The organism is Streptomyces sp. NPDC048504 (assembly GCF_043200035.1).
Taxonomy (GTDB): Bacteria; Actinomycetota; Actinomycetes; order Streptomycetales; family Streptomycetaceae; genus Streptomyces.
This window is the reverse complement of record NZ_JBICXA010000011.1, coordinates 300,449-323,303: the sequence shown is the minus strand read 5'-3', so window position 1 is coordinate 323,303 and position 22,855 is coordinate 300,449. Positions and strand designations below refer to the sequence as shown.

Here is a 22,855-nt window from a genome sequence, read left to right as displayed (position 1 = left end):
GGGAAGCCGAGGGGCGGATCCAGTTGGCGGGAGCAGCAAGGTGATGCGGCACGAATCGCAGGTGATCGGGATGTGAGAGGCCTAGAGCCAGTCCCGCCGCTTGAAAATCAGGTACAGGCTGACGCAGACGATCCCCATCAGCCCGATCGCGAACGGGTACCCGAAGCCCCAGTGCAACTCCGGCATGTGCGTGAAGTTCATGCCGTAGATCGTGCCGACGAGCGTGGGAGCGAAGAGGATGGCCGCCCAGCTGGAGATCTTCTTGAAGTTGTCTCCCTGGGGGCGCTGAGCTGCGGCGATGCGGTTCCGGCCGCTTCTGACCTGCGCGGACGGCCCTTTCCCCGTCTTTCAGGTGCGCTCCGCGTTACGCAGTTGATTCTCCCCGTGCGCTCCCCAGCGCCGCTCGTACTCCCCAGATTCTCCCCAGGGAGCGGCTACGTGCGGAGGCGCGGAACGGTTGCTGCGGTGCTGGCGAGGCAGAGTGTCCTGCTCGCATTCCGTTACCGGTGTCGCCGGGGTCTCTGGGCGTTGCGCGGGTTCGGTCGGCACCGCCGCCGACTGCAGTCGTCCGCTCTGAAGGGCACGCTGAGGGCACGGCTCCACCGAGTGTGCGTGCGGCGGGCGGGTGCGGTGGCGCTCGCCGTCATGGACGGCCGTTGGGCCCAGGATCGCGGCGAGTGAGGCGTTCGCTTCCCTTGTGACGTACGTCATGGTTAGGCACCGGAACTCGGCCCCCTGCCGTGCCGACTACTGGAGCGACAGGGCTTCAACTGCACTGTTCCGCAGGACAGTTCGATGCGATCAGAAAGGCCGGGCATGGCCGAGTTCCGACAGTCTTTCCGTCTCGTGGGTGTGACGCCCCGCAGACTGCTGCTGCCGCCCGCGCTCTGCGGCTTCGTACTGCTGCTCGTGCTGGTGTTCTCGGTGTCGTACGTCGTCGGATCGGCCGCCGGACCGGTGGCGCCCGGCATGCGCGGCACCGGGAGCGCCGGGACGGGCACCGGGGGAGAGGGCGGTAGCGGTAGCAGTGGTGGCATGGACGACATGTCCGGGTCGGGCGGGAGCGTTCAGGACATGCCAGGGATGCACGGGAGCGGTGAGTGATGGCGGGTGAGCCGGTGACGAGCCTGGTGGTCACGACGGACATCACCGTGGGCGGGATGACCTGCGCGGCCTGTGTCCGGCGGGTGGAGAAGAAGCTCGCCAAGCTGGAGGGTGTGACCGCGACGGTGAACCTGGCCACCGGGCTCGCCCGGGTCAGCCATCCGGAGAGTGTTCCGGCGGAGGATCTCGTCGCCGCGGTCGAGCAGGCCGGATACCAGGCCGCCCTGCCCGCGCCCCCTGCCCGCGAGGACAAGGGGAAAGCGGACGCCGACGCGGACGGTTCCGAGGGTGCCGCCCGACAGGAACGTGACCGGCTTCTCGTCACCGCCCTGCTCGCCGTGCCGGTCCTGGTGCTGTCGATGGTGCCGGCCCTGCAGTTCCGTAACTGGCAGTGGCTGTGCTTCGCGCTGGCAGCCCCGGTCGCGGTGTGGAGCGCCTGGCCCTTCCACACCCGCGCGGTGCGGGGGCTGCGCCACTCCACGGCCACCATGGACACGCTCGTCTCGCTGGGCGTCGTGGCGTCCTTCTCCTGGTCGGCGTACGCGCTGTTCCTCGGGGGAGCGGGCGATCCCGGGATGCGGATGCCGTTCAGCCTGCTGCCGTCCGCCTCGGACGGTACGGCGCACGTCTATCTCGAAGCGGCGGTCAGCGTCCCGCTGTTCGTGCTGACCGGGCGGTTCCTGGAAGCGCGCGCACGGCGCGGCACCGGCGCAGCCCTGCGGTCGCTGGCGGAGCTGGCGGCCAAGGAGGTGTCCGTCCGTGACGAGCGCGGTGAGCGCGCCGTCCCCATCGAACAACTGCGGGTGGGGCAGGTCTTCGTCGTACGTCCGGGTGAGCGGGTGGCCACCGACGGGTGTGTGACGGAGGGCAGTTCCGCCGTCGACCTGTCGCTGGTCACCGGGGAGAGCGAACCCGTCGAGGTGAGCCCCGGTTCGGCGCTGGTCGGCGGGGCCGTCAACGCCGGCGGGCTGCTGCTGGTGCAAGCCACAGCAGTCGGCGCGGACACCCAACTCGCCCGGATCACAAGGCTGGTGACCGACGCGCAGGCGGGCAAGGCTCGCGCGCAGCGGCTGGCCGACGCGGTGGCCGGGGTCTTCGTACCCGTCGTATTGAGCATCGCGGTGACCGTTCTTGGATTCTGGCTCGGCGCCGGAGCCGATCCGCAGGCGGCGCTCACCGCCTGCGTGGCCGTCCTCGTGGTGGCCTGCCCGTGCGCGCTCGGTCTGGCCACGCCGACGGCGCTGATGGCAGCCACCGGGCGCGGGGCCCAACTGGGCGTGCTGGTGAGCGGTCCGCAGACGCTGGAGGCGCTCCAACACATCGACATGGTCGTGCTGGACAAGACCGGCACCCTGACCACCGGCCACATGAGCGTCGCCCAGGTCACCGCACTGCCCGGCGAGTTGGAGCAGGACGCGGTACTGCGGCTGGCCGGGGCGGTGGAACAGGGGTCCGAGCACCCGCTCGGCCGGGCGATCACCGCGTACGCGCGCCGCTCGGCGGGAGACGAACCGCTGCCCCCGGTACGGGACTTCGTGGCCACACCGGGGCAGGGCGTCGAGGGCCTGGTGGAGGGGCATACGGTCGAAGTCGTCGTGCCCGACGGCGAGTTGCCCCCCATGTTGGCCGAGGCCCTGACGACGGCCGAGAGCGCCGCGCACACACCCGTCCTCGTGCGCGTCGACGGCCGTGCCGAAGGGCTGATCGCTGTCGGCGACCTCGTACGGCCGGGCAGCTACCGGGCCGTGGACCAGCTTCGGCGTCTCGGCATCCGCCCGGTGCTCGCAACCGGCGACCGCAAGGCGCCCGCGCAGGCGGTGGCCGCCGCCCTCGGCATCGAGGACGTGCACGCCCGTTGTTCTCCCGAGGACAAGGCCGCTCTTGTACGGCAGTTGCAGCAGGAGGGCTACCGCGTCGCGGTCGTCGGTGACGGCGTGAACGACGCCGCCGCGCTCGCCGGCGCCGACCTGGGCATCGCCATGGGCACCGGCACGGACGTGGCCATCGGCGCCGCCGACCTGACCCTGGTGCGCGGTGATATCGAGGCGCTCGCCGACGCCGTACGGCTGGCCCGGCGCACTCTCGGCACGATCCGCGCCAACCTTGTGTGGGCCTTCGGCTACAACGTCGTCACCGTGCCGCTCGCCATGGTCGGGTTGCTCAACCCCATGGTCGCCGCCGCCGCGATGTCCGCCAGTTCCGTGCTCGTGGTGTGCAACAGCCTGCGGCTGCGCGCCTGGCAGCCCTCTCCCGCACGCGGACGCGGGGCCCGATCGAGGAAGGCCGGTGCCCGATGAGGCGGATCCTGACCCGGGTGTCGTCGCGGCTCGGCGACCGGCGGAAGCTGAGAGACGCCGCGCTGGCCGCCCTCGTGCCCGTCGCCGCGTGCAGTGTGGCTCTGGCGGGTCTGACCGCGTGGACGGGCACGGGCAAGGCCGGTACTCCGGCGCGCATACGCGTCACCGAGGGACGTCTCCTGCTGCCGTCCGCCGGCGCCGGGGAGACGGCGGCGTTCTTCCGCGTCGCCAACGAGGGCGGCTCGGCCGACCGCCTCATACGGGTCACCTCACCCCGCGCCCCCGGTGGCATAGCCCTCTCCCGGCACCGTATGACCGAGGGGAACGGGGCCTACAGCACCGCGGTCGACTCCGCCGACATTCCGGCGGGCGAGAGCCTCGCCATGTCGCCGACCGGAGTCGACCTGACGGTCTCTTCGGCCTCGGGCAAGTGGCGCTCGGGCGATCTCGTGCCCTTCACCTTGGAGTTCCGGCGCAGCGGGCGGATCACGGTGCTCGCCGTAGTCGTGCGTCCCGGCACCATCTCGTTCCAGTAGTCGTCCGGCATGGCCATCGAGTTCCCAGCACTCCCATGTGACATGAGTCACTGCATCCGGAGTGAGTAGAGAACCCGGTGTGCGCCCGTACCCCCTGATGACGATCAGACGTCGGGTGCAAAGATGGGCGCGCTATGACTGTCGGAGGGTGGTTCCGCACGCTGCGGGCGGGTGTGTTCGCCGCCGCCTGCGTGCTGCTGGCCGCCCTCGGTCACGTGATGATGTCCGGCACTCCCGTCCCCTGGTGGACCATGGGCGCCGGCGCTGCCGCGACCGGCACGGCAGGCTGGTTCCTCGCCGGCCGTGAGCGCGGGCGCGGGCTGATCGTCACGGTCGTGGTCGCCGCCCAGACGGTGCTCCACGAGACGTTCTCCCTGGGCCAGACCCTTACGCCCGGGAGTGGTACCGCGTCGACAGGCATGAGCGGGATGGACATGGGTTCCTCGGACACCATGTCCATGGACGCCATGGACATGAGCGGCATGACCCACATGGCGCACGGTTCGGGCGGAATGGGGCACGCGCACACGATGACGGGCGGTGCCTCGCTCGGCATGCTCGCCGCGCACCTCCTCGCCGCCGTCCTGTGCGGGCTGTGGCTCGCGTACGGCGAACGCGCAGTCTTCCGCGTCCTGCGGGCGGCGGCAGCACGGCTGGTCGCTCCCCTGCGGATGCTGCTGGCGCTGCCGGTACCGGCTCGTCGCCCGTCCGTGCGCAGGCGCCGCACCGCCGCGTACCGGTCGTCTCTGGCCTGCTTCCTTCTCTGCTACTCCGTCACCTCCCGGGGACCGCCCACGGGCCCCGCTGTCGTCTGAGACAGCCGGACCCACCGGGGGCTCACCCGCTCCTCGTCATACCGCGCTCCGGCGCGGATCTCCCCAGGGCTGCACACCTCTTCGTGTGGGCCGACGAGCGCGCGACGAGCCCCGGGCATCGCCGTACCCATCGCGTACGGCCGCACCCCATGTGCCGGAGAGCCGTGCCCCACCGCGGGACGTCGGCCCCGGACGACCCGAGAAGGACACCACGTGATCACTTCTGTGCTGCCCGCTCCCCGCCGGGCGGAGCGTGCCGCGGCGGACGCCTCCGCCACCGCCTGGGCCCTGGCCGCCCGCAACGGCGACCCCCACGCGACCGAGCACTTCGTCCGCGCCCTCCACAGCGACGTACTGCGCTACGTCGCCCATCTCAGCGGCGACCCCCAGAGCGCCCACGACCTGACCCAGGACACGTTCGTACGAGCCCTCGACAGCCTGCCGCGCTTCGAAGGACGTGCCTCGGCCCGCACCTGGCTGCTGTCCATCGCCCGTCGCGCGGTGGCCGACAGTTTCCGCCGGGCCGCGGTCCGCCCACGCCTGGCCGACGCGCATGACTGGCAACTGGCCCTGGAACGCACCCAGCCCTGCGACCTGCCGGGCTTCGACGACGGCATCGCTCTCCTCGACCTGCTGGAGACGCTGCCTGACGAGCGACGTGAGGCGTTCGTGCTGACCCAGGTGGTCGGTCTGCCGTATGACGAAGCGGCGCGCTTCATCGGCTGCCCCGTCGGCACGATCCGCTCCCGGGTCGCCCGGGCGAGGACCACCCTGGAACGCCTGCTGCGCGAAGCCGAGACCGCGGCCGTCCAGGCCGCGTGACGTGAGGGCCGGCGCCTCCCGGCAGGCGCCGGCCCTCACATGATCCTGTCGGCGATGCGGATACCAACGTGCTCACGGGAACTCGACAGATCGGCAGCACGACTACTGGGACGTGCGACAGAACAGAAGGCGATCCCCACGGCTCGCACCGACGTACACGGTGTCGCCGTACGACGTACCCGCGTTGGACGTACATCTCAGGGCGGTGGCCTGGGTGCCGAACGTGCCGAGCGTGTCTCTTGACGTACCTGCCGGAGAGCGCGTGGCGCTGTCCGGTACGGCCGCCGGGACGCTTACGGCGCTGCTGCGCGCGGTGGCCGGCCTGCACCCCGTGACCGGCGGAGTGATCACGGTGGGCGGCCGGGACACCCGGACGCCCGCGGAGCGGGCGTGGCGGAGCAGGGCGTGCGCGTGGCTGCCGAGTGACCCCGGCGTGACCGGGCGCACGGTGCCGGCCGCCACCGTACTGGCGCGCAGCGCACACCCGGCCGCGGCCGCACAGGCCGCCGAACGGCTGGGGGTGGGGAGGCTCGTGGCCCGCCCGCTGCGCAGTCTCACGCGACGTCAGGTGAAGCTCCTGCACCTGGCGCGTGTCATCGGCTGTGTGGCTCTGGGCGCGGGCGTACTGCTGGCGGACGATCCCACCGCCGGGCTGACCGCGGCCGACCGGGAGGCACTGGCGGATCTGCTCGCAGGGCTGCCCGTGACCCTGATGGTGTCGACCGACGACCCGGTACTCACCGTGCTGTGCGGCCTTCGGGTGGACATCGCCATGCCGCTACCGGCGCAGGGCACCGCGCCGCCCGTCCCGTGTGCCGAGCCACCCGGAACTACCAACTCCCTTTCATTTCAGTCGAGTTGATGGAAAGTTGCGGGAACTCATCCCGCCCCGCCCCCGACTACTAGTGCGACGGCTCGACCCCGCACAGGGCCGTGGCACCGGTCAGGGAGGTCCGTATGACGCCAGAGATAGAGGACGCCTTCGCGGCGATCAGAGCCGAGCACGGCGCGGACGCGATCACCCGCGTCGAGCGCATGCTGGAGCCCGGCGGAGGCGGACCGCGGCACCCGCTCCAGAAGGGCGCCAAGTGGATCATGCCGGGACTGTCTCAGGCTCCATGGCACGACCCCCACGCCTATCCCGAACTGCTCCCGGTGGTCGAGGCACTGGAATCGGCCCACCCGGCCGTCAAGGAAGAGCTGAACTCCGCCTGGACGGTCCGGCGTGAGGTGTTCTCCGACTACGAGCACTACCTGACCCGGCAGGAGGACTGGCAGGCCCTGTACCTCTACCGGGGTGGAAACCTGGTTGAGGAATCGGCCGAGACGGTGCCGACCGCGTACAAGGTGCTCAAAGAGTTCGCCGTCGACACCGGGACGATTTGCCCACTACTGGAATCCCATTTCTCCACATTGCTGCCCGGGGCTTCGATCGCCCCGCATTGCGACCTGTGGAACTTCAGCATCAACCTGCATCTCGCCGTCGACATTCCGGACCGGTGCAGCATCACCGTGGCAGGTCAGACCCGCACCTGGCGGGAAGGCCGCTGCCTGCTCTTCGACTACTCCTTCGAGCACGAGGCGCGCAATGACGGAAAAAAACCGCGGACGTGCCTGCTCGTCGACCTGTGGCACCCGGAAACGACCCTTCCCGAACGGCGGGCTCTGGTTGCCCTCATGACGGAGATAAGGCGCCTGATGGGGGAGTAGTGGATACCTGAAAACATTCAGGAAAAGGAACCGGCAGTTCTGTACTGCTGGTTTGGAGTGCTGCCCGAAAGGCAAATCAATGCCTCTCTGTGACTTTCCATTTCGGCCATTCTCAAGCCTTCTTCCGGCTGTTATCGTGGCCGAAATTCCTCGACGCATTCGATATGCGTCGGCGTTTTCCATCCATGCCTGGGGAGGGATCGACTGATGCACGCCCGGCTGTCCCTGCTCGTGCTGGCGCTGGCCCAGCTGGTCATCGCGCTCGACTACAACATCGTCTACGTGGCGCTCCCCGAGATAGGCGCGGGCCTCGACTTCTCGGCCCATGACCTGCAATGGGTGGTGAGCGCCTACGTGGTGACGACTGGCGGCTTCCTGCTGCTGGGCGGACGGGCGGCGGACCTGCTAGGCCGCCGCCGGACGTTCGTCACGGCGGCGCTGATCTATGCGGGCTCCTCCCTGGTGGGAGGGTTCGCTGAGTCCCCCGGAGCGCTCGTCGCCGTCCGGGCCGTGCAGGGTATCGGCGGATCGCTGCTGTTCCCGGCCACGCTCTCCCTGATCAACACGATCTACGAGGAGGGGCCTGCGCGGAACCGGGCTCTGGCGGTGTGGGGTGCGGCGGGGGCCGGCGGCCTGTGCTTCGGATCGCTGCTCGGTGGCGTGCTGGTGGAGGCGTTCGGCTGGCCGTCGGTGTTCTTCGTCAACGTCCCCATCGCGGTGGGCATCGCCTGGGCAGGACGGGCCCTGTTCCCCGCGGACGCAGTGCGGACCGCCACCCGGCGGTTCGACGTGGCGGGCGCTCTGGCCGCGACCGGCGGCATCACCCTCCTGGTGTTCCTGCTGGTACACGCGCCGGAAGCCGGCTGGACCAGTACGCCCGCCCTCGTGAGCGCCGGTCTCTCGCTCACCCTGATGTGCTGCTTCGCCGTCGTCGAGACCCGCTCGCGAGATCCACTGGTACCGGCGAGGCTGTTCGCCCACCGGGGTCTGTTCTCCGCGATGGCCGTCACCGCGCTCTACAGCGCGACCTTCAGCTCACTGCCGTACTTCCTGACCCTCTACTTCCAAACCGTGCGCGGCTACAGCGCGCTCCTGACCGGGCTCGCCTTCCTCGTCCCGGCCGTGGTGACCGCCATCGGCACCCAGGTCGGCGAACGGGCGGTGGCGCTGATCGGCGTGCGCCGCATGCTGGCCGCCGGCATGGCCCTGGGGGCGGCCGGGGCCGTCGCGCTCGGACTCGCACTCACCGGCGAGGGCTCGTACCCGCTGCTGCTGCCCGGCATCGTGCTGCTGGGCCTCGGCCAGGGGGCCGCGTGGACCGGCATGTGGATCGTCGCCGCGTCCGGGGTCGCGCCCGAAGACCAGGGCGTGGCGTCCGGGCTGGCCTCCACCAGTCTCCAGGTGGGCGGCGCGGTTGGCCTCGCCCTGCTCGTGGCGCTCGCGGGCGGCGTCGGACAGAGCCCGCCCGGTGACGCCCTTCTGAACGGGATCCGGATCGCCGTGTTCGCGATAGCGGCCGGTATCGGCTGCGGCGTGCTGCTGACCTTCGCCCTGCGCAGAACGGCTCCGGCCGGATAGGCCGAGTCCGCCCCTCGACATCCCGGGGCCGACGGCCCGTCACCCCACGTACCGCACACTCAGGAGAACCGTTGTGCCCGTACACACCTCCAGCACGTCCGCTCCGGCCGCCGTCCTGTGCGGAGTGGCCGGATGGGTGCCGCCCCGTGTCGTCACCAACGACGAACTCGCCGAACGGCTGGACACCGACGACACCTGGATCCGCACCCGCACCGGGATCCGCCGTCGCCACATCGCCAAACCGGGCCAGGCCACCTCCGACCTGGCCGTCGAGGCCGGCCGACTGGCCCTGCGCAACGCCGGACTCGACCCGGCCGAGACGAACCGTGGTGGGACGGATCCGGTCGACGCCGTGATCGTCACCACGACCACACCCGACCGCCCCTGCCCGGCTACCGCGCCCGCGGTCGCCGCGCGACTCGGCCTGAACGGGGTGGCGGCCTTCGATGTCGGCGCGGTGTGCACCGGATTCGTCTACGGCCTCGCCACGGCCGCCGGGCTGATCGCTTCCGGCGTCGCGGCACGGGTCCTGCTGATCGGTGCCGACACCTACTCCACCATCGTGGACCCCCTGGACCGGGCCAACGCGATCATCTTCGGGGACGGCGCCGGAGCCGTCGTCCTGCGCGCCGGAGACGAAGACGAACCGGGCGCCATAGGCCACTTCGACCTCGGCAGTGACGGCACGCACGAGGACCTGATCATGGTCGCAGCGGGGGGCTCCCGCGGGCGCTCCGCCGAAGGCGAACCCACCCGCGCGGAGCGGCACTTCGCGATGCGCGGCAACGAGGTCTACCGGCACGCGGTGACCCGCATGGCCGCCTCCGCCCGCGCCACCCTGACCAGCGCCGGGTGGAAGACCGACGACGTCGACCACTTCGTGCCCCACCAGGCCAACCTGCGCATCCTGCACTCCGTCGCCGACGACCTCGGCCTGCCCCGGGAACGCTGCGTCGCCAACGTCGACGCCGTGGGCAACACCGGTGCCGCCTCCATCCCGCTCGCCCTCGCCGACGCCGCCGCCCGGCGCGTGATCCGCCCCGGCGACCGGCTCCTCCTCACCGCCTTCGGCGGCGGACTCACCTGGGGCTCCGGTCTGTTGACCTGGCCCGAACTGCCGCTGCCCACCCGCCCCCACGACCCCCTCGTCCCGCACGACACAGGAGTTGACGATCCGTCATGAGAGCTGCCACCTATGACCAGTTGGTCGAGATCCTCGCGAGACTCCACGACACCCCGGCCGACCGGTTCACGCCCGAGGCGACCTTCGCCGACCTCGACGTCGACTCGCTGACGATGGTCGAGATCAGCATCCGCATCGAGCGCGACCTCGGCGTCACCGTCCACGACAGCGAACTGCGGCCCACCCTCACCCTCGCGGACACAGCGGAGTTGATCGACGCGAGACAGACCGTCTGACCCTCCGACACAGCCCGCCCGAACTACTCCGACCACCACCCACCCGAAAGGCATCCTCACGTGAAGATCACCGACCAGCCCGGCACTTTTCTCGGCGCGAGCGTCGAGGGCTTCGACCACGCCACCGCCTCCGACGTCGACGTCGAGACGCTCAAGGAGACCGTCTACACGAAGAAGATCGCGGTCCTGAAGGGCCAGGACCTGACCCCCGAACAGTTCCTGGCGCTCGGTGAGCGCCTCGGCCGCCCCGAGACGTACTACGAGCCCATGTACCAGCACCCGGAGGTCCCGGAGATATTCGTCTCCTCCAACGTTCCGGAGAACGGCAAGCAGATAGGCGTACCGAAGACCGGCAAGTTCTGGCACGCCGACTACCAGTTCATGCCCGACCCCTTCGGCCTCACCCTCATCTACCCGCAGGTCGTCCCGGAGAAGAACCGCGGCACGTACTTCATCGACATGGGCCGGGCGTACGAGAAGCTGCCGGCCGAGCTGAAGAGGGACATCGAGGGCACCTTCTGCCGGCACTCCGTCCGCAAGTACTTCAAGATCCGCCCTCACGACGTCTACCGCCCGATCTCCGAGATCATCGAGGAGGTCGAGACCAAGACCCCGGCCGTCCGCCAGCCCACCACCTTCACCCACCCCCTCACCGGCGAGACCGTCCTCTACATCAGCGAGGGCTTCACCGTCGGCATCGAGGACGCGGACGGCAATCCGCTCGACGAGGAACTCCTCAAGCGCCTGTTCGACGCCACGGGCCAGCTCGACGAGACCTTCGAGCACGACAACATCCACCTGCAGAGCTTCGAGAAGGGCGACCTGCTGGTCTGGGACAACCGCAGCCTCATCCACCGCGCCCGCCACACCACCACACCCGAGCCGACCGTCTCGTACCGCGTCACCGTCCACGACGACCGCAAGCTGCACGACGGGATCCAGGCCGCGTGACCGCGCCCACCGCCGACCGCACCGGGACCGCCTCGCCGCGGCGCTCGTACCCCACGGACGAGGAGCTGCTGACCCGCGTGCTCGTGCCCTACAAGGCGCACTGCAAGTACCTGAAGAGCGCCCTCGTCACGGCGGGAGCAGGAGCCGGACTCGCCTCGGCGCGCTGCGAGTTCGCGATCCCGGAGTCCTGTTACATCGACGACACCGGCCACCTGAACTCGGTCGAGGTCAACATCGCCTACAACCAGATGATGTATTACCTGGTCGCCAAGTCCGTGCGGGAGGGACTCCTGAGCGGGTTCGAGACCTGGACCCTGGACGACTTCTGGCGCCACCAGCTCCCGGACATCCTCATCGCCCGTTTCGCCGGCACCTTCCGCCGCCCGGTCAACCCTCGTTCTTTCCAAGGGGAGTTGGCGTTCCGCTCCGTCACCCGGCGTGCCCCCGGTGGCGCCAGCCCGTTCCTGCACGCCGAGACGTCGTACCGCTACTGGGACGCCGACGGCGGCCGGAGCGACGGCGAGGCGACCCTCGCCTTCGTCAACATCCCCTGAACACCGAAGGACTGCCCATGGAGACATCCACGGCGACACAGCCGCCTGCGGCCGACCGGATCCACCACCCCGAACTGCGCACCCTCGTCCAGACCGCCCGCTTCCACGCCGAGCACCAACCCGACATCCTCGCCGTGCTCTGCGAGGGCCGCAGCCTGACGTACGGCGATCTGCACCGCGAGAGCAACCGCATCGCCCGCGCTCTGCAGGCCGCCGGACTCGCACCGGGCGACCGGGTCGCCTACCTGGGCAAGGAGTCCGAGCACTACTACGAGATCCTCTTCGCCTGCGCCAAGAGCGGCACCGTGCTCGTCCCCGTCAACTGGCGGCTCACCGCGCCCGAGGTCAGCCACATCCTCCAGGACTCCGGCACCCGACTCCTCTTCCTGGAGGACGAGTTCAGACCGGTCGTGGCCGGCATGCCGACCGCGCCACCCGAAACGGTCGTTCCGCTCGGGGAGTTGGAGCAGTGGTGTCAGCAACAGCCGCTCCACGAGACGGACTTCGACCCGACCCCCGACACTCCCGTCGCCCAGCTCTACACCAGCGGCACCACCGGCCTGCCCAAGGGGGTGGTGCTCGCGCACCGTAGCTTCTTCGCGATCCGTGACGCCCTGGCGAGCGAGGGTCTCGACTGGATCGACTGGCGTTCCGGAGACATCGCCTTGGTCGGCATCCCTGGCTTCCACGTCGGCGGCCTGTGGTGGGCCACCCAGAACTTCAACGCGGGCACGACTATCGTCGCGATGCGCGCGTTCGCCGCCCGCCCGGCCGTCGACCTCATTCGCGACCTTGGCATCACCACGGCCTGTGTCGTCCCGGCCATGCTCCGCATGATGCTCACCGAACCCGGCGTCGGCGCCGAGGACTTCACCACGCTCCGCAAGACGGTCTACGGCGGCTCCCCGATCTCCGAGGCGCTGCTGGAGCAGAGCCTCGCCGTCCTGGACTGCGAGTTCGCCCAGATCTACGGTCTGACGGAGACCGGCAACACCGCCGTCTGCCTGCCCCCGGCCGCCCATGTCCCCGGCGGTCCTCTCATGCAGGCCGCCGGCCACCCCTACCCCGGCGTGCGCTCCAAAGTCATCGACGACCAAGGGCGCGAACTCCCGCCGGGCCAGGTCGGCGAGGTGTGCCTGCACACCCCCGCCCGCATGGTGGAGTACTGGGGCCTGCCCGAGAAAACGGCGGACACCCTCGTCGACGGCTGGATCCACACCGGAGACGCGGGATATGTCGACGAGGACGGTTACGTCTTCATCCGCGACCGGATCAAGGACGCCATCCTCGTCGCCGGCGAGAACGTGTACCCGGCCGAGATCGAGAACGTGCTGGAAGGCCACCCCGGCGTCGCGGAGGCCGTCGTCGTCGGCGCCCCCGACGAACGCTGGGGCGAGTACGTGCACGCCTTCATCGTTGCGGCCCCTGACCAACAGCCCAGCCCCCGGGACCTGCACACCTTCCTCGTCCCGCAGCTCGCGAACTTCAAGCTGCCCGCCCGCTACGAGTTCATCGACAGCGTGCCGCGCAACCCCAGCGGCAAGATCCTGCGCCGCGAACTGCGCGACCGCTTCTGGTCGGACGCCGACCGCAAGGTCAACTGACCAGTCGGACAAGGCCAGTTCCTCACCCTCGCGCCCTCGTCGAGCCACCGAGAGAGAACCCGCATGCCTGAACCCCTCACCCCGGACAGCTTCCGCGCGGACCTGGCGGAGTGCCTGTTCCTGCTGCCCGACGAAGTCGACCTGGAGGAGAGCCCGTTGGACGCGGGTCTGGACTCCCTGCGCATCGTCACCCTGCTGGAGCGGTGGCAGGCCGCCGGCGCCGACGTGACCTTCATCGACCTCGCCGAGCGCACCTCCTTTGCCCAGTGGTGGCAACTGCTGGAAGAACGCCGGAAAGGAGCAGCACGTGCCGACACCTGACAGCATGTCAGCCGCCGGGCGTCACCCACTGCTTGTCGCGCAAGAGGGCATCTGGACCGGCCAGCAACTCGACGCGGACAGCCCCGCCTACAACACCGCCGAATACGTACGCATCGACGGCCCCGTGGACACGGCCGTCTTCGACACCGCCCTGCACCTCGTCGTCGCCGAGACCGAGGCCCTCAACGTCACCTTCGTCACCGACGACACCGGCCGCCCCTGGCAGCTGGACACCCCGGCCGTTGACTGGCGTACCCACATCGCCGACCTCACCGACGAGCCCGATCCCCACGCCGCGGCCCTGGCCTGGATGGACCAGGACATGGCCCGTCCCGTCGACCTCACCCGCGGCCCGGTCTTCGGCCATGCCCTGCTCAGAACCGGGCAGGAGCAGTACCTGTGGTACCACCGGGTCCACCACATCGCCCTCGACGGCTTCGGCCTCTCGCTGGTGGCCCGTCGTGTGGCCCAGGTCTACACGGCCCTCGTGGCCGGTGAACCCGTCTCGGACAGCGGCTTCGGCACCCTGGAGTCTGTCCGCGCCGAAGAGCTCGCCCACCGCGCGTCCGCCCGCCACGCCAAGGACCGCGCCTACTGGACCGACCGCTACGCCGACCGCCCGTCGGTGGCCAGCCCGGCTGGCCGCTCCGCTCTCCCCGCCCGCACCTTCCACCGCCACGTCACCGACCTCGACGCGGCCTGGTCCGCCACCCTGCGCACGGTCGCCCGTGACCTGTCGGTGACGTGGTCCGAGGTGGTGCTCGCGGCGACCGTCGCCCACCTGCACCAGGTCACCGGCGCCCCGGAACTCGTCCTGAGCCTGCCCGCGATGGGCCGCCTCGGCTCGGTCTCCCTGCGTGTCCCCTGCATGGTGCGCAACATCCTGCCGCTGCGCGTGCCCGTCACCCCCGACGACACCCTGCGCGACCTCGCGCCCCGCGTCTCCCGCGAACTGCGCGCCGGACTGCCCCACCAGCGCTACCGCTACGAGCAGTTGCGGCGAGACCTGAAGCTCGTCGGCGGTCAGCGCCGCCTGTCCGGGCCCGGCGTGAACATCATGCCGTTCGAGTACGACCTGCGGTTCGCCGGCCACCGCAGTACCGTCCACAACGTGTCCGCGGGACCAGTCGACGACCTGGCCGTCAACGTCTACGACCGCTCCGACGGCACCGGCCTGCGCATCGCTCTGGACGCCAACCCCGACCTGTACACCAAGAGCGAGGCGGCCGGTTTCCAGGAGGGCCTGCTCGCTCTCCTCGACGGGGCGGTCGCCGCCCCCGACCGGCCCCTGCGAGAACTGGCGTGTACCTCCGCCGCCGGCGCCGTCCGCGTCCTGACCGGGGACCCGCTGCCCGCCCCCGCCCGCCCGGTGCTGAGCCTCATCGCCGACCACGCCGCCCGCCGGGGCACGGCCGTCGCCCTGGAGCACGCCGGGGACACCCTCACGTACGCCCAACTCTTCGGCACCGCACGGGACATGGCTCGCCGCGTGGCCGCCCGGGGCGTCGGCCGGGGCGATGTGGTGGCGGTGGCCCTGCCCCGGGGAATCGACGCCGTCACCGCCATCCTGGGCGTCCTGCTGTCGGGCGCCGCCTACTGCCCCCTCGACCCGAAGGCCCCCGCCGCCCGCACGGCCCACCTCCTGGCCGACGCCGCTCCGGCGCTCGTGGTGACGACCGGCGACCGCGCGGCCGGCTTCCCTGAGCAGGCCGTACTCGCCCTGGACCAGCCGGATTCCGGGCCCGCCACACCTACAGTGCCGTCGGCGCCCGAACTCGCGGACCTGGCCTACGTGCTGCACACCTCGGGCTCCACCGGGCTCCCCAAGGGAGTGGAGATCGGCCACGACGCGCTGGCCCACTTCGTCGCGGCGGCCACCCACCGCTACGGCATCCAACGCCAGGACCGCGTCCTGCAGTTCGCCCCACTGCACTTCGACGCCAGCGTGGAGGAACTCTTCCTCACCCTGTGTGCGGGCGGCACGCTGGTGATCCGCGCCGACGACATGACCGAGTCCGTGCCGCGCTTCCTGGACGAGTGCGCCCGCCTGCGCGTCAGCGTGCTGGACCTGCCCACCGCGTACTGGCACGAGATGGCCTACGCGCTCTCGACCGGCGCCGCCGAGCTGCCGGAGAACGTGCGGACCGTCGTCATCGGCGGCGAGGCGGCCCTGCCCGAACGGGTCGATCGCTGGCGCAAGGCCGTCGGCACCTCGGTTGCGCTGCTGAACACCTACGGGCCCACCGAGGCCACCGTGGTAGCCACCGTCGCGGACCTGCACGACCCCGCCCTTGCACCCGGCGACGTACCCATCGGCCTGCCACTGCCCGGCACCCGGGCCGCCGTCGTCGACGGCGAGCTGTACTTGCTGGGCGCCGCCCTGGCCCGCGGCTACCGGGGCGAAGTACCGGACAGCTCCCGCTTCGCACCTCTCACCGCGCTTCCCCGCGCCCCCCGCGCCTACCGCACCGGCGACCTGGTCGACGTCGGCGAGGACGGTCAACTCCGCTTCCTGGGGCGGGCGGATGACGAGTTCAAGATCAGTGGCCATCGTGTCCAGCCGGCTGAGGTCGAGAGCGCCCTGCTCACCCACCCCCGCATCCGGGAGGTCGCCGTCGTAGGACAGACCCTCCCCGACGGCACCCGGCGCCTGGCCGCTCATGTGGTCGCCGAGTCACCGGTGCCGTCCGCGTCCGAGGTCAGGGAACACCTGCGGACCAGGCTGCCCGCGGCGATGATCCCCTCCGCGGTCGAACTCCTCGACCGGCTGCCCCGCACTGGCTCCGGAAAGATCGACCGGGCCGCCCTGACCCGGACATCAGCGCCCCAACTCCCCACCACCAGCAGCCCTCTTGAGCGGACCGTCACTGCCGTCTGGCGACAGATCCTCGGCACGGACACCCTCGCCGTGGACGACGACGTCTTCGACCTGGGCGCCCACTCCCTCCAGGCCATCCAGGCAGCCAACCGCCTCGGCGTCGAACTCGGCCGCGACATACGGGTCGCCTGGCTCTTCCAGCACCCCACCGCCGCTGGGCTGGCCGGCTTCCTCGGCGAGAACGCCCAATCAACGTCCGCACCGGCAGGACTCCCGCCGACCCTTCTCGCCGACACCGTCCTCGACCCGGGCATCCGCCCCGGCATCAGCCGCGCCCCGGACGCCACCCCCCGCCGCATCCTCCTCACCGGCGCGACCGGCTTCGTAGGCGTCCACCTGCTGGCCCAACTCCTCACAGACACGGCAGCCGAGATCGTCTGTACGGTGCGGGCCCATGACCAGGCCGAAGCAACTACACGCATCCACAAGGCACTTGAACGTCATGGCATCGCCCTCGACGAGCGGGCACGCAACCGGGTCACCGCCCTCCCCACCGACCTCGCCCGCCCCGACTTCGGCCTGACCCGCGACGCGCTCGCCGACCTCGCCGCCACCTGCGACGCGATCTTCCACAACGCCGCGACCGTCAGCATCATTCGCGACTACGCCACCCTGCGCGCCGCCAACACCGAGTCCACCCGTCAGCTGCTGCGCCTGGCCGCCGTGCGCACGACGCCCCTCCACTACGTCTCCACCCTGTCCGTGGCCCCGCCTGCGAGCCACAGCCCCGAGGTGCCGGAGGCATTCCTGCCGCCGCACGAGGGACTCCGCTACGGCTACCAGCAGTCGAAGTGGGCCTCGGAACGGCTGCTGGAGCAGGCGGCCGAGCGCGGTGTGCCGGTGACCGTGCACCGCCTGGGCCGGGTGGTCGGCCCGTCCGGCACGGGATACGTCAACGAGCGGGACTTCCTGTGGAGCGTGCTGCGGGCCGGCATCCCCGCCGGGATCGTCCCCGACCTGTTCGAGGACGAGGTCTGGACGCCCGTGGACTTCGTGGCCCGCTCCCTCGTCCACCTCTGCCTCACCCCCGGCCGTGCAGCCGGTCCGGTCTTCCACCACGCGACCCTGCCCCGGGTGCGGCTCGGTGACGTCTACGACTGGGTTCAGGAATACGGCTATCCGCTACGGCGACTGCCGCTGGCGCGCTGGCGCGAGCAACTGCCCCGCACGGCCGACGTCGCCGCCACGACGCTGGCCTTCTTCGATTCCGCCGACCGGGCCGCGCCGACCGACCTGCGCCTCGGCCACGTCCGGGCCGACAACGTCCGTGCCGGCCTGGAAGGCAGTGGCATCACCAGCCCGCCGGCCGACCGGGACCTTGTCTTCGGCTACCTGGACCACTGCGTCACCGCGGGTGTGCTGCCCACTCCGGCAACAGCCGCCAAATAAGCGGGACTTGCCGGGAACTCGCAACCACCTCGCCCCGACTACTGCAACAGAACCCCTCAGCCCATGAGCAGACCCCGTACGCAAGGAGCCCGCATGTCGATCAACCGGCCGGCCGCCACCGCCCTGGCCGCAGCCCTCTGCCTGCTCACGGCGGCATGCGGCGACTCCTCGGACAGCGACACGGCGAGCGGTACGACGACCGAGGCCGCCGTGTCGAAGACCGGCTACCCGGTGACGCTGAAGAACTGCGGACAGACCGAGACCTTCAAGAAGGCCCCCAGCCGGGTCGTCGTCATGAACGGCGCCTCCGTCGCCGAGGTCTCCACCCTCCTCGCCCTCGGCCTCCAGGACAAGATCGTCGCCAACCAGCAGACCTACGGCATGTCCGAGGTCGCGGGCCGCGCCGCCGCCATCAAGGCCCTGCCCACAGGGAACGTGAAGCTCAACGACGCCTACGACATCCCCCGCGAGGCCATGCTCGGCCTGCGCCCCGATCTCGTCCTGTCGACCACCTCGTACGGCTTCGACGAGAAGAACGGCTTCGCTACCAGGGACCAGTTGAAGACCGTCGGCGCCAACAGCTATGTCTCCCCGCAGGGATGCGACCAGGACACCGCGAAGATGACCATCGCAGACAGCTACACGCTGCTGCGCGACATGGGCAAGGTCTTCAACGTCACTGACAAGGCGGAGGAGTTGATCGCCGCCTCCGAGAAGAACATCGCGGCCGTCTCGGCGAAGGTCAAGGGGGAGACGAAGACCCCCAAGGTCATGGTGCTGTTCTCCAACATGTCCATGGGCGGCAACGACTTCAGCTCGGTCGTCGCCAAGGGCATCTACAACGACATCCTCGCCAAAGCCGGCGGCTCCAACGCCTTCGAGAACGCCTCCAAGACCTCCTTCGCTGACCTGAGCAAGGAGAAGGTGGCCGCCACCGACGTCGACGCCCTCGTCGTCATCGCCTACAACGACCCGAACCCGGCGGCCTACGCCAAGAAACTGCTGAAGGAGTTCCCCCAGTGGCCGGCCGCCAAGAACAACACGTACGTGACGCTGTCCGACTCGATGTACCTCGGCCCCAGCAACGACCTGGCCGTGGAGAAGATCGCCAAGGCACTGCACCCGGACGCCTTCTGAGCCGACCCGGCCGGCTGAAGATCACCCTCGCGTTCACCCTGCTGCCCGTCGCACTGATCGCCACGATGATCGTGGCGATCAGTATCGGCGCGGTGAGCATCCCGCTCGGTGACGTGTGGGCGATCGTCCTGCACCACGTCACCGGCGCCGGGGCGGCACCCTCCGACCCCGCGCTCGACCAGATCGTCTGGAACTTCCGCACGCCCCGGGTGGTGTTGGCCGCCCTGGTCGGCGCGGCCCTGGCGGTGTCGGGCGCGGTGCTGCAGACCGTGGTGTCCAACCCGCTGGCCGATCCCATCGTGCTGGGCTTCTCCTACGGCGCCACGCTCGGCGCGGTCCTCGTCATCACCCTGGGCGGCGGTGCCGCGCTGGCCGGGCTCGGGGTGTCGGCGGCGGCCTTCATCGGCGCGGTGGTGGCGGGCGCGCTGGTCTTCGCCCTCGGACAGCGGCGCGGCCGACTCGCGCCGACCCGGCTGGTGTTGGCGGGGGTCGCCGTCGGATACGTCTTCCTCTCGGCGACCAGTTTCGTCCAACTCCAGGCGACGCCAACCGAGTTGCGCACGGTCATGTTCTGGATGCTGGGCAGTGTGGCCGGCGCCCAGTGGGACCAACTCCCCACGGTCACGGTGGTCGTGCTGGTCACCACCGCGCTCCTGACGCTCTTCGGGCGGCGGCTCAACGTCCTGTTGGCAGGCGATGAGTCCGCCACCGCGCTCGGCGTCGACGTCAACCGGCTGCGCGCCGTGCTCCTGGTGCTCAGCGCGCTGTTGACCGGAACCGTCATTGCCGTCGCCGGCAGTATCGGCTTCGTCGGCCTGATGATCCCGCACCTCGTCCGCCTCACCACCGGCGCGGACCACCGCCGACTCCTGCCCCTGACCGCCCTGTTGGGCTCGGTCTACCTGGTCCTCGTCGACCTGCTCTCCCGCACCCTCAACCGCCCCAACGAACTGCCGCTCGGCATCCTCACCGCCCTCCTCGGCGCCCCCTTCTTCCTGTGGCTGCTGCGCCACAACAAGGGTCTGGACTGAAGCCATGAAACTCACCGTCGACCAGCTCCACATCACCCTGGACCGCAGTCCGATCCTGCACGGCGTGAGCCTCGAAGCCCGCAAGGGCGACATCGTCGGCCTGGTCGGCCCCAACGGCAGCGGCAAGTCGACCCTGTTGCGCGCTGTCTACCGCTCGCTCCGCCCTGCGGACGGCGTCGTCAGGGTCGGCGAGGACGACGTATGGACCCTGTCCGCCCGTGCCGCGGCCCGCCGTACGGCCGCGGTCCTCCAGGACGCCACCGGCAACACCACCGGCCTGACCGTCGCGGAGATCGTCGCCCTGGGCCGGGCTCCGCACCACGGCCTGCTGGGACGCGACGGAGCCGAGGACCACCGGGCCGTACAGGAGGCCATCGACCACTGCGGCGTACGACCGTACGCGGACCGCGACTACGCCTCCCTGTCCGGCGGGGAACGCCAACGCGTTCTGTTGGCAAGGGCGTTGGCGCAGAGCGCCCAACTCCTCGTCCTGGACGAACTCACCAACCACCTTGACATCCGAGCCCGGTTCGAGCTGCTGGACCTGATCCGTGCCACCGGGATCACCACGCTGGCGGTCCTGCACGACCTCGACCTGGCCGCCCGGCTCTGCGACCACCTCGCCGTCCTGCACGAGGGAGCCGTGGTGGCCGCCGGGCCGGTCCTGGAGGTACTGACCCCGCAGATCCTCAGGGACGTCTTCGGCGTACGGGCGAGCACCGAGCGGCACGCCGACGGCATCATCCGCATCACCTACGACGCCCAGCCGCTCGCCCGCGACGAGAGGGCGGTGGCCGAGGCCGACCCTGCCGACGCCGAGCCCGCCGCGCGCTGACCCTGTCGGTCAGGCCCCGGAATCCGCCACGGGCTCCGGGGCCTCGTACTGGATCCCGGCCCGGGTCAGCTCGCTCGCCTCGGCCCCGCCGTAGCGTGCGACCAGATGCAGAGCCATGTCGATGCCGGCTGATACTCCGGCGCTGGTGACGATGTCGTCGTCGTCCACATACCGGTCCCGCGTCCGTACGTCGACCGACGGGTCGATCTTCGCGAGCCTGTCGAGGTAGTCCCGGTGCGTGGTCGCCGGGCGGCCCGCCAGCAGACCGGCGGCGGCGAGCACCAGCGAACCGGTGCACACGCTCGCCAAGACGGTGCCCTGCGTATGAAGGTGCCGTAGCCACTCCAGGTGCGCCGAATCCTTGACCAGGGCGCGCGTGCCGTTGCCGCCGGGGTGGACGAGGACATCGAACGCCGGCACGTCGGTCGCGGTGTGGTCGGCGACGAGCCCCAGCCCCTTCGAACCGCGCACCACCCCGGCCTCCGGCCCAACGGCCAGGACACGCACGGGAGATGACGCGATGTGGGACGCCCAGAAACCGAGCACCTCCCACGGGCCGACGACGTCGAGTTCCTCGACATCGTCGAACAGCAGCACACCGATGGTCAGAGTGTCGCTCACGCCCCCACCTTAGTGCTCTGACCGGGATGGTTCACCGGGTTGCGGTTCGCGGTCGCGGGTTGTGGGCCGGTTGGATGTGAGGACACATCCAATCTGGTGCGTGGAGGCGTGGTGGCAGAGCCGGTTAAAGTCCGCAGGCTGACCGACCAGGAGGGGCGGCGGCTGCAGCAGATCGTGCGTCGGGGCAGCACCAGTTCGGTGCGGTACCGGCGCGCGATGATGCTGCTGGCCTCCGCTGGCGGGAACCGCGTGCCAGTGATCGCCCAACTGGTGGCGGCCGACGAGGACACGGTGCGCGACGTGATTCACCGCTTCAACGAGATCGGCCTGGCCTGCTTGGACCCTCAGTGGGCGGGAGGCCGTCCCCGCCAACTCAGCTATGACGACGAGGTCTTCGTGGTTCAGACGGCCGCCACCCGCCCGACCAAGCTCGCCCAGCCCTTCACCCGTTGGTCGATCCGCAAGCTCGCCGCCCACCTCCGCAGAGTCCGCGGGCGGGTGATCCGGATCGGCCGCGAGGCCCTGCGCTGCCTACTCGTCCGGCGTGGCGTCACTTTCCAGCGCACCAAGACCTGGAAGGAGTCCAAGGACCCCGAGCGCGACGCCAAGCTCGACCGGATCGAGTACATACTGGAGCACTTCCCGGACCGTGTTTTGCGTTCGACGAGTTTGGGCCGCTTGGCATCCGCCCCACCGGCGGCAGTTGCTGGGCCAAGCGGGGCCGGCCCGATCGGGTCCCGGCGACCTATCACCGCACCCACGGCGTGACCTACTTCCACGGCTGCTACTCGATAGGCGACGACACCCTGTGGGGCGTCAACCGCCGCCGCAAGGGCACGGCGGACAGCCTGACTGCGCTCAAGTCGATCCGCGCGGCCCGCCCCGACGGCGCCCCAATCTACGTGATCATGGACGACCTCTCCGCCCACAAAGGCGCCACAATCCGCTCCTGGGCGAGGAAGCACCGGGTGGAGCTGTGCTTCACCCCGACCGACGCCTCCTGGGCCAATCCGATAGAGGCGCAGTTCGGGCCGCTGCGACAGTTCACCCTCGCCAACTCGAACCACCCCAACCACACCGTCCAGACCCGCGCACTGCACCGCTACCTGCGCTGGCGCAACGCCAACGCCCGCCACCCCGACGTCCTGGCCGCCCAACGCCGCGAACGCGCCCGGATTCGCAGCGAGAAGGGCATCCGCTGGGGAGGGCGCCCGATCACCGCAGCTGCCTGACCGAGGCAGGTTCCGGGCGGA

19 protein-coding genes and 2 pseudogenes are annotated in these 22,855 nt (G+C 70.4%); 19 read left to right on the top strand and 2 right to left on the bottom strand.

The genetic code is table 11. The annotated features are described in order from the left end of the window. Positions 1-81: 81 nt before the first annotated feature. A pseudogene (locus ACGFY9_RS27675) lies at positions 82-270 on the bottom strand (CorA family divalent cation transporter); the annotation flags it as partial. Positions 271-816: 546 nt separating this feature from the next. Between ACGFY9_RS27675 and ACGFY9_RS27670 the strand changes: the two are divergent. From ACGFY9_RS27670 to ACGFY9_RS27585, 18 genes are all read left to right on the top strand, one after another. Then, a complete protein-coding gene (locus tag ACGFY9_RS27670) occupies positions 817-1,104 on the top strand; it encodes a hypothetical protein (protein ID WP_393758457.1) in 288 nt (95 codons plus the stop codon). Then, positions 1,104-3,401 (top strand): heavy metal translocating P-type ATPase, encoded by a 2,298-nt coding sequence (locus ACGFY9_RS27665; protein ID WP_393758455.1) that lies wholly within the window; start codon positions 1,104-1,106, stop codon positions 3,399-3,401. The genes ACGFY9_RS27670 and ACGFY9_RS27665 overlap by 1 nt, the downstream gene beginning before the upstream one ends. Beyond that, positions 3,398-3,937 (top strand): copper chaperone PCu(A)C, encoded by a 540-nt coding sequence (locus tag ACGFY9_RS27660; RefSeq protein WP_393758453.1) that lies wholly within the window; start codon positions 3,398-3,400, stop codon positions 3,935-3,937. The genes ACGFY9_RS27665 and ACGFY9_RS27660 overlap by 4 nt, the downstream gene beginning before the upstream one ends. Positions 3,938-4,071: 134 nt before the next feature. Then, entirely contained in the window at positions 4,072-4,752 is a 681-nt protein-coding gene (locus tag ACGFY9_RS27655) for a hypothetical protein (RefSeq protein WP_393758451.1), read from the top strand. 213 nt (positions 4,753-4,965) lie between these two features. After that, a complete protein-coding gene (locus tag ACGFY9_RS27650) occupies positions 4,966-5,574 on the top strand; it encodes a sigma-70 family RNA polymerase sigma factor (RefSeq protein ID WP_393758449.1) in 609 nt (202 codons plus the stop codon). A gap of 232 nt (positions 5,575-5,806) precedes the next feature. After that, positions 5,807-6,436 carry an ABC transporter ATP-binding protein gene (locus ACGFY9_RS27645; RefSeq protein WP_393758447.1) on the top strand — a complete coding sequence of 210 codons (630 nt, stop codon included), beginning with the start codon at positions 5,807-5,809 and terminating at the stop codon, positions 6,434-6,436. A 95-nt stretch (positions 6,437-6,531) separates the two neighbouring features. After that, positions 6,532-7,284, top strand: coding sequence for an aspartyl/asparaginyl beta-hydroxylase domain-containing protein (locus ACGFY9_RS27640; RefSeq protein WP_393758445.1), 753 nt, complete (start codon positions 6,532-6,534; stop codon positions 7,282-7,284). Positions 7,285-7,491: 207 nt separating this feature from the next. Next, complete coding sequence (locus tag ACGFY9_RS27635; protein ID WP_393758443.1) at positions 7,492-8,862, top strand: MFS transporter; 1,371 nt, start codon at positions 7,492-7,494, stop codon at positions 8,860-8,862. A 73-nt stretch (positions 8,863-8,935) separates the two neighbouring features. Next, complete coding sequence (locus tag ACGFY9_RS27630) at positions 8,936-10,045, top strand: beta-ketoacyl-ACP synthase III (RefSeq protein ID WP_393758441.1); 1,110 nt, start codon at positions 8,936-8,938, stop codon at positions 10,043-10,045. Then, positions 10,042-10,281, top strand: a complete 240-nt coding sequence (locus ACGFY9_RS27625) for an acyl carrier protein (protein ID WP_393758439.1) — start codon at positions 10,042-10,044, stop codon at positions 10,279-10,281. The genes ACGFY9_RS27630 and ACGFY9_RS27625 overlap by 4 nt, the downstream gene beginning before the upstream one ends. 60 nt (positions 10,282-10,341) lie before the next feature. Then, entirely contained in the window at positions 10,342-11,232 is an 891-nt protein-coding gene (locus ACGFY9_RS27620) for a TauD/TfdA dioxygenase family protein (RefSeq protein WP_393758437.1), read from the top strand. Continuing rightward, complete coding sequence (locus tag ACGFY9_RS27615) at positions 11,229-11,786, top strand: FcoT family thioesterase (RefSeq protein WP_393758435.1); 558 nt, start codon at positions 11,229-11,231, stop codon at positions 11,784-11,786. Before ACGFY9_RS27620 ends, ACGFY9_RS27615 begins: the two co-directional genes overlap by 4 nt. A 17-nt stretch (positions 11,787-11,803) precedes the next feature. Continuing rightward, the gene (locus ACGFY9_RS27610; RefSeq protein ID WP_393758434.1) at positions 11,804-13,390 is read left to right on the top strand and encodes a fatty acid--CoA ligase; all 1,587 of its coding nucleotides are present in this window, start codon (positions 11,804-11,806) and stop codon (positions 13,388-13,390) included. Positions 13,391-13,453: 63 nt separating this feature from the next. Then, the gene (locus ACGFY9_RS27605) at positions 13,454-13,711 is read left to right on the top strand and encodes a phosphopantetheine attachment domain protein (RefSeq protein ID WP_393758432.1); all 258 of its coding nucleotides are present in this window, start codon (positions 13,454-13,456) and stop codon (positions 13,709-13,711) included. A gap of 4 nt (positions 13,712-13,715) precedes the next feature. Continuing rightward, positions 13,716-17,978, top strand: coding sequence for an amino acid adenylation domain-containing protein (locus tag ACGFY9_RS27600; RefSeq protein ID WP_393758511.1), 4,263 nt, complete (start codon positions 13,716-13,718; stop codon positions 17,976-17,978). Positions 17,979-18,071: 93 nt separating this feature from the next. After that, positions 18,072-19,115 carry an ABC transporter substrate-binding protein gene (locus ACGFY9_RS27595; RefSeq protein ID WP_393758430.1) on the top strand — a complete coding sequence of 348 codons (1,044 nt, stop codon included), beginning with the start codon at positions 18,072-18,074 and terminating at the stop codon, positions 19,113-19,115. Positions 19,116-19,180: 65 nt separating this feature from the next. Next, complete coding sequence (locus ACGFY9_RS27590; RefSeq protein WP_393758428.1) at positions 19,181-20,146, top strand: FecCD family ABC transporter permease; 966 nt, start codon at positions 19,181-19,183, stop codon at positions 20,144-20,146. Positions 20,147-20,150: 4 nt separating this feature from the next. Next, a complete protein-coding gene (locus ACGFY9_RS27585) occupies positions 20,151-20,981 on the top strand; it encodes an ABC transporter ATP-binding protein (RefSeq protein ID WP_393758426.1) in 831 nt (276 codons plus the stop codon). Positions 20,982-20,990: 9 nt separating this feature from the next. Here ACGFY9_RS27585 and ACGFY9_RS27580 read toward each other — a convergent pair whose 3' ends face one another. Next, on the bottom strand, positions 20,991-21,602 hold the full coding sequence (locus tag ACGFY9_RS27580) for a DJ-1/PfpI family protein (RefSeq protein ID WP_393758425.1): 612 nt from the start codon (positions 21,600-21,602) through the stop codon (positions 20,991-20,993). Between the two features lie 111 nt (positions 21,603-21,713). On the opposite strand from ACGFY9_RS27580, the pseudogene ACGFY9_RS27575 reads away from it, so the two are divergent. Further along, positions 21,714-22,834: pseudogene (locus ACGFY9_RS27575) on the top strand (IS630 family transposase). Positions 22,835-22,855: the final 21 nt, after the last annotated feature.